Annotated in this window: 12 protein-coding genes; 4 read left to right on the plus strand and 8 right to left on the minus strand. The window is 65.5% G+C overall.

Going from position 1 to position 12577, the window contains the following annotated elements; translation table 11 throughout:
- Positions 1 to 82 precede the first annotated feature (82 nt).
- Genes THIVI_RS21620 through THIVI_RS21630 form a run of 3 tightly spaced genes read left to right on the plus strand, consistent with a single transcriptional unit; the run spans position 83 to position 2536 of the window.
- Positions 83 to 430, plus strand: a complete 348-nt coding sequence (locus THIVI_RS21620) for a PepSY domain-containing protein (protein ID WP_041447848.1) — start codon at positions 83 to 85, stop codon at positions 428 to 430.
- On the plus strand, positions 430 to 1095 hold the full coding sequence (locus THIVI_RS21625; RefSeq protein ID WP_014780645.1) for a response regulator transcription factor: 666 nt from the start codon (positions 430 to 432) through the stop codon (positions 1093 to 1095). Before THIVI_RS21620 ends, THIVI_RS21625 begins: the two co-directional genes overlap by 1 nt.
- Positions 1096 to 1138: 43 nt before the next feature.
- Entirely contained in the window at positions 1139 to 2536 is a 1398-nt protein-coding gene (locus THIVI_RS21630) for a sensor histidine kinase (protein WP_014780646.1), read from the plus strand.
- A 114-nt stretch (positions 2537 to 2650) separates the two neighbouring features.
- Here THIVI_RS21630 and fghA read toward each other — a convergent pair whose 3' ends face one another.
- The 8 genes from fghA to THIVI_RS21670 form a co-directional block, all read right to left on the minus strand.
- A complete protein-coding gene (gene fghA / locus THIVI_RS21635) occupies positions 2651 to 3499 on the minus strand; it encodes an S-formylglutathione hydrolase (protein ID WP_014780647.1) in 849 nt (282 codons plus the stop codon).
- Positions 3500 to 3637: 138 nt separating this feature from the next.
- Positions 3638 to 6019 carry a tRNA(Met) cytidine acetyltransferase TmcA gene (locus THIVI_RS21640; protein ID WP_014780648.1) on the minus strand — a complete coding sequence of 794 codons (2382 nt, stop codon included), beginning with the start codon at positions 6017 to 6019 and terminating at the stop codon, positions 3638 to 3640.
- Positions 6016 to 6750, minus strand: a complete 735-nt coding sequence (locus THIVI_RS21645; RefSeq protein ID WP_014780649.1) for a protein-L-isoaspartate(D-aspartate) O-methyltransferase — start codon at positions 6748 to 6750, stop codon at positions 6016 to 6018. The genes THIVI_RS21640 and THIVI_RS21645 overlap by 4 nt, the downstream gene beginning before the upstream one ends.
- A gap of 13 nt (positions 6751 to 6763) precedes the next feature.
- Complete coding sequence (locus THIVI_RS21650; RefSeq protein ID WP_014780650.1) at positions 6764 to 7063, minus strand: hypothetical protein; 300 nt, start codon at positions 7061 to 7063, stop codon at positions 6764 to 6766.
- 137 nt (positions 7064 to 7200) lie between these two features.
- Positions 7201 to 8493, minus strand: a complete 1293-nt coding sequence (fccB, locus tag THIVI_RS21655) for a sulfide-cytochrome-c reductase (RefSeq protein WP_014780651.1) — start codon at positions 8491 to 8493, stop codon at positions 7201 to 7203.
- A 23-nt stretch (positions 8494 to 8516) separates the two neighbouring features.
- Positions 8517 to 9116 (minus strand): c-type cytochrome, encoded by a 600-nt coding sequence (locus THIVI_RS21660; RefSeq protein WP_014780652.1) that lies wholly within the window; start codon positions 9114 to 9116, stop codon positions 8517 to 8519.
- A 168-nt stretch (positions 9117 to 9284) separates the two neighbouring features.
- A complete protein-coding gene (locus tag THIVI_RS21665; protein WP_014780653.1) occupies positions 9285 to 10247 on the minus strand; it encodes an ankyrin repeat domain-containing protein in 963 nt (320 codons plus the stop codon).
- A 32-nt stretch (positions 10248 to 10279) separates the two neighbouring features.
- The gene (locus THIVI_RS21670) at positions 10280 to 10885 is read right to left on the minus strand and encodes a NapC/NirT family cytochrome c (protein ID WP_014780654.1); all 606 of its coding nucleotides are present in this window, start codon (positions 10883 to 10885) and stop codon (positions 10280 to 10282) included.
- A gap of 338 nt (positions 10886 to 11223) precedes the next feature.
- Between THIVI_RS21670 and THIVI_RS21675 the strand changes: the two genes are divergently transcribed.
- Positions 11224 to 12531: a polysaccharide deacetylase family protein gene (locus tag THIVI_RS21675; protein ID WP_014780655.1), complete on the plus strand. Its 1308-nt coding sequence runs from the start codon at positions 11224 to 11226 to the stop codon at positions 12529 to 12531.
- The last annotated feature ends 46 nt before the right edge of the window (positions 12532 to 12577 follow it).

Below are 12577 nucleotides of genomic sequence, written 5' to 3' on the forward strand. Positions count from 1 at the left end.
GCAGACTAACGGGGCGCGGCTGACCGAACGCTGTGCGTCACTGTCAGCGAACGGTCAGCCATGATCGGCGATCATGCGCGGCATGTCTCTAAAACCCATCCACTGCCGCCTGCCCGTCGTCATGCTGGGCCTCCTGCTCTGCGTCCCCGCGTGGGCGGATCGCTTCGCCGACAAGGGTTCCCGCCAGCATGATCACGAGCATGCCCATCAGGCCGTGATCCGCGGCGAGGTGCGCCCGCTCGCCGAGATCCTGGCGCGGGTCGCCACCGAGGTGCCGGGCGAAGTGGTCGATGTCGAATTCGAGCGCGAGCAATGGCGTGGGGCGAAACGCTGGGTCTACGAGATCAAGATCATCGTCGCCGATGGCCATTTGCTGGAGGTGCTGGTCGACGCCGCGACGGGCCGTATTCTGGAGGTCGAGGAAGACTGATGCGCATCCTGCTGGTGGAAGACGACGAGCGGGTCGCCGAGGGCGTGAACGCCGCGCTAAATGCGGCGGGGTTCGTCGTCGATCAAACGAACGACGGCGAGGACGCCTGGTTCCGGGGCGACACCGAGAACTACGCCGCCGCGATCCTCGATCTCGGGCTGCCCGGCCTGGATGGCCTGTCGGTGCTGCGCAAATGGCGCGCGGCCGGTCAGCGTCTGCCGGTGCTGATCCTGACCGCACGCGGCGACTGGAGCGAGCGGGTCGAGGGCATCGATGCCGGCGCCGACGACTATCTGCCCAAGCCCTTTCGCATGGAAGAACTGATCGCACGACTGCGGGCGCTGATCCGCCGTGCCGCCGGTCAGGCGAGCGCCCTGCTCGTCCATGGGCGAATCACGCTCGACACCCGCCGCATGGCGGTCAGCGTGGATGGCACCCCGATCCATCTCTCGCCCCAGGAATACCGGCTGGTTAGCTATCTGATGCAGCACGCCGGGAGGGTCGTCTCCCAGCTCGAACTGACCGAACAGCTCTACGCCCAGGATTTCGAGCGCGACTCCAATGCCGTGGAGGTGCTGGTCGGGCGGGTGCGGCGCAAGCTCGGCGCGGAGCTGATCGAGACCCGGCGCGGGTTCGGGTATCTGGTCGAGCCGGACCGGTCATGAGCATCCAGACTTGCCTGTCATCCGCCATTCCTCGCGTGCGCGCATGACGCGCCGCTCGCTCCGCGTCCGGCTCTGGATCGGCGCGACGGCATCGATATCGCTTGCCCTGCTGGTCGCCGGCCTGGGGCTCGCGACCCTGTTCGAGCGCCACGTCGAGCGACGGATCGGCGACGAACTGACGACCCAACTCAACCAGCTTGCCGCCGCCATCGCGGTCGCGTCCGACGGGGCCATCGGTCTGAGCCGCGAACCGCTCGACCCGCGGTTCGCGCAACCCCTGAGCGGCTTTTACTGGCAGATCGACAGCGCTGGCCAACCCGGACGCCTGCGCTCGCGCTCGCTCTGGGACCATGTCATCGAACTTCCGCCCGATCCGCTGGAACCCGGCGGGGTTCATGCCCATACGCTGCCGGGTCCGGGCGGGCAAGGGCTGCTGGTGCGCGAGCGCCGCATCCGACTGCAAGCCGCCGGTCAACCGCTGATGCTGCGACTGGCCGTCGGCCAGAATCGTGCCGGGCTGACCGCCGCGCGCACCGCCTTCGCCGCCGATATGCGACCCTATCTGGGGCTGATCGCGCTGGTTCTCGCGCTGGCGACCCTGGTCCAGATTCAGACCGGGTTGGCGCCCCTGGAGGCGGTTCGGCGCGGCGTCGGTGCCATTCGTTCGGGCCAGGACCGGCGGCTTGCCGACGCCTATCCCGACGAGGTCATGCCACTCGTCAGCGAGGTCAATGCCCTGCTCGACGCCCGCGCCCAGGCGGTCGAGCGCGCCCGCGCCTGGACCGCCGATCTGGCGCACGGTCTCAAGACCCCGCTCAGCGCGCTAGCCGCCGACGCCCAGCGCTTGCGCGACAGCGGCAACCCGAGCCTGGCGGACGACCTGGAACAACTGGCGCAGGCCATGCGTCGACGGGTCGACCGCGAGTTGATCCGCGCCCGCTTGCGCTCCGGCGCCGCGGATCGTCAGGCGCGGGTCGATGTGGTGGAGACGCTCCAGCGGCTGCTGCGCACGCTGCAGCGCACGCCCGACGGCGCGCGGCTCGACTGGCGGATCGAGGCGCCAACCACGGCCAATGTGGCGCTGATGTCGGACGACCTGCTGGAATTGCTCGGCAATCTTCTGGAGAACGCCGCCAAATGGGCACGCGCGGGCGTCTGGCTGCGCGTGTCCTCTGGACCGCGCGCCGGGCAGACCGCGAACGCATGGATCGAGATTTGTGTCAGCGACGACGGCCCTGGCGTTCCGGCCCACCAACGCCCGCGCCTCGGCGAGCGCGGTCTGCGCCTGGACCAGCGTCGGGAAGGCACCGGGCTGGGGCTGGCGATCGTGCAGGATGTCGTCGATGCCTATGGGGGTGCGCTGGCTTTCGACGCGGCGCGCGAGGGTGGTCTGGCGGTCAGCGTGCGACTGCCGGCGGCTCGGCGCGACGCTGCGGCTTAGGAGCCGTCCATCAACAACTTTCCCCTGTATCGGCGTCGCCCGCAAGCGGGCTCCTACGCGTCCCGTAGGAGCCCGCTTGCGGGCGACTCGGTCGTCGGTTTCAGCGATTGGCCATCATCCGTCCCGCATCAGCCCCAGCGCCTTGGCGTGATACGCCAGATGCTCGCCGATAAAGGTGGCGACGAAGCGGTCGCTGTGATCGTAGCCCTCCCGCATCCGCAGGTTGCAGGGAATGCCGTGTCGTTCGCAGGCGGCCTTCAGGTTCTCGGGATGCAACTGGTCGGCGAGGAATTCGTCATCGGTGCCCTGGTCGATCAGCAATGGCGGCGCGGATGCGCCGCTCTCGATGAGACAGGTTGCATCGTAGTCTTTCCAGTTTTCGCGGTTGTCGCCAAGATAGGCGGAAAAGCATTGTCGACCCCAGCCGGACAGGCTGGGATTGCAGATGGGCGCGAAGGCGGAGACGGACCAGAACATGCCCGGATTCCCGAGGGCGCAGATTAAAGCGCCGTGTCCTCCCATCGAATGCCCCGCGATGGAACGCATGCCGGTCATCAACGGCAACTCCTGTTCCACCAGGGCGGGGAGTTCGCGGGTGACATAGTCGTACATCCGGTAGTGCGTTTCCCAGGGCGACTGCGTGGCATTGACGTAGAAACCGGCGCCCTGACCCAGGTCGTCACGGTCGGGGAGATCCGGAACCTCCGCGCCCCGCGGGCTGGTGTCTGGCATCACCAGGGCGAGACCGAGTTCCGCCGCGTCGCGTTGCGCGCCGATCCTCGTCCGCGCGCTGTCGTCGGTACAGGCGAATCCGGACAGCCAGTACACCGCCGGCACCCGGCCGGTCTCGGCCTGGGGCGGCAGATAGACCGAGAAGGTCATCTCGCAGCCGCAGGCGGTTGAGGCATGTCGGTAGCGGTTGAGCCAACCGCCGAATTCCTTGATACGTTCGATGGGTTGCACAGAGGTCTCCTCGACAATGGATGCTGGGCTGCCGCGCGGCTGGAGTCAGTCGAAAGGAATGTATTTTGCGCCGGGCGAGGTTTGGCGCGCAGGAAAAAAAGCATCCTTTCGTTCCGATGGCGTGGAAGAGGTGCGAACCTAACCCAAGGCGTGGCCGTTGTCGTCGTTCGCGGTCTCGGCTTTGTCAGGGTTTCGCAATTGGCCGGCGATTCGGCGCAAGTCCGACAGGAGTCCGCTGTGCCCCGGGAACAGGAAGATCGAGATCAGTTCCGCCATCGGGCGCAGTTGGCAGGCGGTCGCGACTAAAAGGGCCGCTTCGCGCGGGGTGATCGAGCCGGCATCCAGGCTGGTTCGGAGCTGGTGTCGCGTCATGTGCGCGAGCAGTGGCAGGGTGGCATCGAGGGTGCGATGGCCGCTGACAAAGCCCGCCAGTTCGTGTCGACTCTCGCGCGCTTGCGTCGGCGACTCTGTTCCAGCGGGTAACGACGCGAGCAGCGCCACGGCAACGTCGGGGGAGAGTGCCCGCAGCGGTCCGGCCAGCAGGACCGGCAGACGGGAGGCCAGACGCTGCCGAGCCAGCGCGGCGAACCGCCAGCCGTGGACGTTCAGACGCCGCAGCACGACGACCGCCTGTTCGCCGCTGGCGGCATTGCGGCTGGTGCCGATCTGGACCGGTCGGTAGCCGCAGCGGTCCCAAAAGCGCAGCAGTTCGGGCGTGGCCCCGAAACTGGCGCCCGCCAGGTCGATGCCGTCCGCCCGTCCGTCGCGAAAGAGCGCGCGCAGCAGCCGGCGTCCCAGGCCGCGCCCAATGAGTGCCGGATGGACGGCGATCCGGATCACGCGCAGATAGCGGAAAGCGGGCGCCTCCAGCAGACCGGCGTGCGCGGAGAGCGTTTGCGGCAGCAGATGGCCGCGCGGTCGGCGCTGTCCCAAATAGATCGACTCGCGCAGCGCGGGGTCCGCGAAACCGCCTTCCTCGGCGGCGAGCAGGGTCGCGGCGATCCGCTCGCCGTGACGCAGCACATAGATCCGCACGTTCGCTCCGTCAAGCAGCATCCGCAGATCCATGGGGCGGGTCTGGTAGTGGGCGAGAACCAGCAGGCCGAAGAGTTCGCGCAAGGTCGGCTCGTCTTGGGCGAGCGCCTCGGGATCGAGTCGCTCGCAGCGGCAGGTGGCGGGACTGGCGGCGGTCAGTTGGTCGTCTGGCGCCGGGGCGGCGTCGAGCAGGAGCGCGCGGAAAGTGAGCGTCTCCAGCGGATCGGCGGGCGCCCAGCGGATCGGGGTGTCGAGCCTGAGCGCGCGCCAGTTTGGGGTCAGGCGGTCCAGGGTGGCGCGAAAGCGAATCTCGAACCCCCGGCCAGTGCCTTCGTAGCCATGCACCGTGGTCGCGAAGACGACGCGCGGATAGCGGGCGAGCAGGGTTTCGAGCAGGGGTGCCGGGATGCCCGCCGCCTCGTCGACCAGCAGCAGATCGGCGTCCGGACCAGCGGCGATGAGTTCGGCGGGCGACTGGAACGACAGCTTGCCGATGGCCGCCGCGACCTCTGGATGTTCCGTCTCGCGCAGGACGGCCTCGGCATGCCGAAAGACGGGATCGACCGAGGCGCGTCTGGGGGCGGTCACTAGGATTCGGCACTCGCCGGCATGTAACAGGTGTCCGGCCGCCAGTCCAAGCGCCGCGCTTTTGCCGCGTCCGCGATGGGCGGTTAGGACCAGTGGTCGGCGGGCGCGTCCATGCGAGGTTTTAAGGATGGCGTCGACCGCCTGTTGTTGATCGAGGGTGACAGGCTCCGCGCGCGGCCGAAGGACGCCTGGGCGGATGCGCTCGGGCGTCTCGGCTCGCGCTGGTTCGACCGATCGTAGGATGGGCAAAGGCCATGGGCCGTGCCCATCTTCCACGCGCCGACGCTCGTCCTTGGGCGAGGGGACCGTCACGCTGGTCACGCTTCGCCCTTCGGCTTCGTTCAGGCCAGGCGTTGCGCACCCTGCTGGTTGTGACGCCGTCCAATCGGGAAGCGAAAGCAACAAGTCCTGCTGCTGGATGGCGACGATCGTCGGATCGGCCATCAGTACGCGGACCAGTCGCGCGAGAAAGCGCCCGGTCAGCGAGTCCGCCGAATGGGGCCAGACGGCGATGCGTTCGGCCTCCGGATCGCTCCGGTTCGGCCAATCGGCGAGCGGCGGCGTCAGAAGAATCAGGAGACCGCCCCCGCGAATGGCGCCGGTGGCCGCGCCGAAGCCGTCCGGGTCGAATCCGCCATGGGCGTCGTAGATCAGCAACTCCAGATCCTGACCGAGCAACTGGATGGCGTCGCGGATGGGCCGGATGCTGTCGGCGAGCGGGCGCTGCGTGAGCCAGACCGGCGAGAGTTCGGGCAGGGCAGCGACGGCCAGACGCGCGCCAGACGCCGTCCAGTCGGCCGCGCCGGCGAGGAGTAGGACGCGCCGATGATGGCTGGCCCGTGCCTGCTCCCAAAGGTTTCTGACAAGGTCGACGGACAGCGCGTGCGCGACGATCAAGGGGCCATGGATCCCGTCACCGGGACGAAGCGGACATCGATCAGGTTGCGACGTTGCAAGCGTCCGTCCGCGTCCTTCTCGAACAGCGCCAACTGTTGAATCGTGTCGACGCCGCCCATCGGAATCACTAGCCGACCGTCCGGTTTGAGTTGATCGATCAGGTGGCGCGGTAACGAGGGCGCGGCGGCGGTGACGATGATGCCATCGAAGGGGGCCGCCTCGGGCCAGCCAAGCCAGCCGTCGCCCGCGCGCACCCGGACCTTGTCCTCGCCAAGCGCCGCGAGTGTCGCGGCGGCCCGCGCGGCCAGTTCCGGCACAATTTCCACCGAGTAGACCTCGACGCCCAGGGCGGCCAGGACGGCGGCCTGATAACCGGAACCGGTCCCCAGCTCGAACACCCGATCGCCCGGGCCGACCGCCAGCAGTTGGCTCATGATGGCGACGATATAGGGCTGGGAGATGGTCTGTCCGTCGCCGATGGGGAGCGGATGGTTGCGATAGGCGAGATGGCGTTCCGACTCGGGGACGAAACGCTCGCGCGGTACCCGGCGCAGGGCGTCGGCGACCCGGGGATCGAGCCCGTTGACGCCCAACTCGCGCGCGGTCATCCGAACCTCGTTTTCGATCTGCTCGATCAACCGGTTGCGCGCATCGCTCATGTCGTCGTCCCGTGCACAGGCGCCGCTTCCGATGGCGAGACACAGCAGCGACGCGAGAAGGAGTGGTTTCACGGAGTTTAGCCGCCTATTTGAAAAGATCCTCGGCCGCGCCGCGCAGTCGTTCCGGATCCGTGGCGCTGGCCGCCGGGCCGCCCGCGCGCATGGCCGGCTCGAAAAATTCGCAGAAATTCGCGCGCGTTTTCTCCACCACGCGCTCCACCAGCGGCTCCATGCATTCGTTCGGTCGCCCCGGCGCATAGTGGCGGCAGTTGCGGCAGCAGTGGGTCGGTTTGTCGCAGTTCAGGCAGGTCGACTCCCGGCCATAATCCAGCTTGGTCAGGCCCTGTCCGCAATTCCAGCAATGACCGACGATTTCCTCTGGCATGTTGTTCTTTCCTCGGGATTCAAGGTGCTTGGTGGGAGAAGAACACAGAATCAAGGCAGAAAAAAGGGGCCTTGCGGCCCCTTTGAAGCGATGACCCGAACGGGCCTGTCAATCTCGTGCTCAACCGGATTTTGTGTTTATCCGAAAATATCGTGCACGATGTTGTTGTACCAACTGTAGGCGTACTCGACCTCGCGCGCCAGGGCCCAGTCCGGGGCATCGACCGGCGTCACGCCGCCGGAGTCCGGGACGCTGGCGATGGTCGCGCCATCCTCGCTGAGTCGGTAGACGCCCGCGACCGAGATGCCGTAGGCGGGACCGATGATCGAGTAACAGGTATTGAGATAGGACGGCGTTCCGGGCTCCTCGCCCTTGAGCAGTGCGACCACGGCCGCCGCCGCGACCTTGCCCTGGCTGTTGGCGGAATAGCCGGATTTGGGCATCTCGGTGGCGATACAGGCGTCGCCGATGACATGAATCCCCTTGTGCAGCTTGGACTCAAAGGTCTTGACATCGACCGGGCACCAGCCGCTCTCGTTGGCAAGCCCGGCGGTCTGGGCGATCGAACCTGCGCGCTGCGGCGGGATGACGTTGATCACATCCGCCTTGATCTCGTCGCCGAAGTTCGTTTCGGCGAGCATCTGGCCGGCGTCCACCTTGACCACCGCCGCGTCCGGCCCCGGACGCCATTCGATCAGGGCGTTGTCGGTCCCGAAGCCATAAAGCGTCTCCCAACCCTTGGTGAACTGGGCCTGCTTGGAAAACTTCTGGCTGTTGTCGAGGATGATGACCTTCGATTTCGGCTTGTGAGCCTTCAGGTAGTGGGCGATCTGGCTGGCGCGCTCATAGGGTCCAGGCGGGCAGCGGAAGGGCGCCGGCGGGGCGGCGATGATCACGGTGCCGCCATCCTTCATGTCTTCCAACTGCTTGCGCAGGATGCGGGTCTGCTCGCCGGCCTTCCAGGCGTGGGGCAGGGTCTCGGCCGCCGCCTCGCTATAGCCATCGATCTTCTCGTAGAGGAGTTCGATGCCGGGGGCGACGATGCAGCGATCATAGCTGTACTCGGTGCCGCCAGCGGTTTTCACCGTCTTCTTGTCGGGGTCGATGCCGGTGGCGCTGTCATGGACCACCTTTACGCCATGCGCCTTGAGCCCGTCGTAGGTCTGCCGGAGCGATTCCAGTTTCCGCTCGCCGCCGATCACCTCGTTGCTGAGATAGCAGGTGTAATAGACCTCGTTGGGTTCGATGAGGGTGACATCGATGCTGGAATCGGCCAGTTTGAGGTATTTGGCTGCCGTGGCCCCGCCCGTTCCGCCGCCGATGACGACTACCTTCTGGGTGGCGCCAAGCGCGAGATAGGGGAAGCCGAAGAGTCCGACCGCGGTCGCGGCCCCGGAGACCTTGACGAAATCGCGTCTGCTGAGTTTCATGCCTTTGTTCTCCTCCGGGGTCGTTATTGTTGGCTGGCATAGAAGGCATTGACGGCGGCGATGCCGTCCTCGCCCTCGGCCTTGAGCAGTTCGTTGAGCTTGGTCCGCATCTTCTTTTCCATCTCGCGGCGATCCGCGCGGAAATCTTCCATGGCGTATTGAAGATAGGGCAGCCACTGACCGGCCAGGATGTTGTAGTCCTCTTCGTCGACCAGCGGCTTGCCGCCCTCGGCGTGACACTTCTCGCAATATTTGTCGTGGAGTTTGGCGCCCTTGTCCGCAAGCGCGGTGTCGAACGACTGCTTGGCCGGCTGGTAGGTCTGCGCGTGGAAATACTCGGCCATTTTTTCGAACTCGCCCGTCGAGTAGCCCTTGGCGATGCGGCCCATGATGGTCGAATAGGTCTCGCCGTTCTTGAACTCTTCCATCGTCTCGACGAAGACCACCGGATCCATGGCGGCGATGCTCGGCGAGGCGGGACCGACGCTGTTGCCATGGGTGCCATGGCAACCGGCGCAACTATTCGCGAGCATCGCGCCGGTGGCCTCGGCCCAGGCGCCCGACGAGGCACCAAGGGCGAGCGCGCCGGTCAACAGGGTCGTTTGCAGGATTTTTCTAGCCATGGTTTTGATTCCTCCTCCTTTCCTCTGGTTATGATAGGGTCAATCGGTGGAGCTGGAGCCATCCGGGTGGTGCGGATGGATGGGTGCGTGGCGATCATGGCCACGGCATTCTTATGGTTCATGCAAGCGCCGTTTCGGCGCTTGGGTCTTGCCTTGCCATCGTTGCGATTATTCGGATACCCGCGCGAGCAAATCGATGGCGTCCCGATCATTCTTTCGGTTCGCAAGATCCAGCGCCGTGTAGCCTTGGTTGTCCTTCAGATCCGATCTGGCGCCGGCGTTGGTCAGAAGCGGGATCAGCGCATGGTGGCCGCCGTTCACCGCCGCCATCAACGCCGAGGTTCCGTCCCGATCCTGAAGGTTCGGGTCGGCGCCTTGTTCGATCAGATATTCGGCCAGCGCCGCGTGCCCTTGTCCGCTCGCGATGATCAGCGCGCTGGCGCCGAGCGTATCGCGGGCGTTGACATCAGCCCCGTGCTCAAGCAGCGCCCGCGCCATGTCGAGATGGCCATGTTCCGCGGCGATGAGCAGGGCCGTGGCGCCTTCCCGGTCGCGGGATTCCGGTTCCGCGCCCGCGTCGACCAGCAGACTGACCAGTCCGGCATGGCCGTTGCGCGCGGCCAGCATCAGTGCGGTCCGTCCCTCCCGGTCCGATGCCTTGGGGTCGGCGTCGCGGAAGAGCAATTGCTCGACCATGTCGGCGATCCCGTAACGCGAGGCGATCATCAGCGCGTCCCAGCCCGCGCGGGTCCGATCATGGACATGCGCGCCGCGTTCCAGAAGCAGGGCGGAGATGCCGATGTGCCCGGATTCGGCGGCAAAGGTCAGTGGCGTGCAGCCGGCCACGGTGCGCGCGTTGACATTGGCGCCGCGCGTGAGCAGGAGCGCGACGGTGGCAAGGTCGTTGGTCTCCACGGCCAGCATCAGCGCCGTTTTGCCGAAGGCGCTCGGGGCATCGACCGGGATGCCCCGGTCGAGCTGCTCGACCACGGCGTCGAGATCGCCGATCATGGCCGCCAGTCGCAGGGCGGTGCCGGAATCCGTCTCCTCGGCCCAGGCCAGCGGGCCGGGCAGGAAGAGGACCAAAAGCAGGAGTGCGACGCCAGCGCTGAGGGTGTGCGATCTTTTCATGATGGACTCGGAACCTTGGCGGCGTCGCGCGTTCAGGATGGGTCAACCGTCGCCTGGGCCGTCTCTGCATGATCCGACCCGTCCGGCTCGTCCGGTTCGTGATGGACGACGCCCTTGTGACAGTCGATGCAGGTTTCGCCTTTGTCTTCCGCAGCGGCATGCCGGCTGCGCGCCGAGCGGCTCTGCTCGGACAGATCCATGTTCGCGAAATCGTGACAGGTGCGGCACTCGCGCGAATCGCTGGCCTTCATTTTCTTCCAGACATTGTTGGCCATGTGCCAGCGGCGCGCCTCGAATTTCTCGGGAGTGTCGATGGTGCCCATGATCTCGTGGTAAACATCCTTGGCGGCGACGATCTTGGTGATCAGCTTGGGGCCGATTTCCTTGGGGACATGACAATCGGCGCAGGTGGCTTGGACGCCCGAGGGATTCTTGAAGTGAAGCGTTTCCTGATATTCCTGGTAATTGGTCTGCATCGTATGGCATGAGGTGCAGAATTCCAGGGTGTTGGTGGCGGTAATGGCATAGTTGGCCGTGCCCACGAAGGCAATGCCCGCGAGGAACACGAGTACCAAGGCAAGCAGCGAAAAGCGACGCGGAACACGTTTTGGCTCTTTCACGGTCTCTCTAAATTCCATGGCGGCGACCGCCTATGCGACCCCATGCAGGGGGCGTCCGGCGCGCTTCATATTGATAATTGTCATGGATCTTAAGCCATCGGGGGCGGTTCTGCCAACCGCGAAAGTGCATCGAGACGCGGGAGCGATCCCGACGGCACCCGAAGGCCAGGGGCCGATCGCCTGAGGTTTGCATTAAGCCTTTGACCGTCTCATGCCCTTTGTTTTATGTTGGCGAAGCTGGCTGGCGACTCTGTCTGCGTGGGGGTAAGCGCAATGTCCGGCTTACTGGTTTCGATCTCTCGCGAAGCCTCCGGCTGTGCTGAATCGGCGGCGCGGCGTCTGCTTGTTGAGGAGCCATGACTGGAACCATCATCCACCACGCACTCGGGCTTCACCTGCACCAGCCCCCGGGCAATCTGCGCCTGCTGATCGAGGTCAATCCCTGGGAAGCGGAGGAAATCGTTCGCTGTTATGAGCGGGCCGTGCGCTTCGCCCTGGAATATCGCGACGTGGCGCGGTTGCATATTGGGTTTTCCGGCGTCCTTCTGGAGCAGTTGCTCGATCCCGACATCGTCGACCGCTATCGTCATCTCGTCGATCTTCCGGCGATGCTCGATCGGTATCGGGAGGCCGTGAATATCGAGCCGATCGGCATGGGTTATTATCATCCGATCTTCCCACTGATTCCGCGCGCGGACTGGCTCGAACAGCTTGAGCGTGGGCGCGCGATCATGGAACGGGTCTTCGGACGCGCGCCCCGCGGTTTCTGGCCGCCCGAGATGGCCTTCACCATGGAGATGATCCCCGCCCTGGTTCAGGCCGGTTACGAATATGTTGTCGTCGATGGGGTGCATGTGCGTCCCGAGGATGGCATCAGCGACATCTTCCGGCCCTATGTGGCCTGTCATGACGGCGTGTGTATCAGCATTGTGCCGCGTGATCGGGATGTGTCCAATGCGCAGTCGAACGGTCTCAACCTGAAATGGTTCCAGGATGAAGTCTCCTGGCGTGTCGCCGGTTCGCCGCGTCCTGGGGATCGCCGGCTGATGACCACCTGGTCGGATGGGGAAAATGGCAGTTGGTTTCGTCAGACCCATGAGGATTCCGGTTTCTTCGGTCATTTTTTCGCCCCCTACATGGAACAGTGTCGCGCCGGCGACTATCCGATCAAGCCTGTCTGCTTGACCGAGTATCTCGCCCAGGCGCGGCCGCTGCCGCTGGCGCGGATCCAGACCGGAGCATGGAACGTCGGCTCGACCTCGGGCGAGGATCTCTCTCAATGGTCGGGCAGCGAGCGTCAGCGTCAGGCCGTCGCCGAGGTCACGCGACTCAGTGCGCGCTACTGGGATTTGTGCCGTCGCCAGCCCGAGGTTTTTCAGTTGGCCAGCGAGGCGATGTTCCGCGCGCGGCGTTTGATTCTGGAGGCCGAAACCAGTTGTTTTCTGTTTTGGAGCGATGCCTGGATTCCCCATCTCTATGCACGTACCGCGTCGGCGGAGCTGGCATTACGCGAGGTCGAGGAACGTTTGCATGCAAGCGCCGCCGCTACGTCGAGGAGGTTTGTCGACGCCTCCGCGACGGCAGCGGAGGGAATCTTGGCGGCCGACGCGCGCGCGGCGGCATCCGATGACCTTGCCGAGCCGGGTAGCGGCTCCAACCTTTGAGTTCGTTCTGGGGTGCCACTGCGTTTCTCAGCCGGGGGACATCACA

The organism is Thiocystis violascens DSM 198 (genome assembly GCF_000227745.2).
In the GTDB taxonomy this organism is placed as follows: Bacteria; Pseudomonadota; Gammaproteobacteria; order Chromatiales; family Chromatiaceae; genus Chromatium; species Chromatium violascens.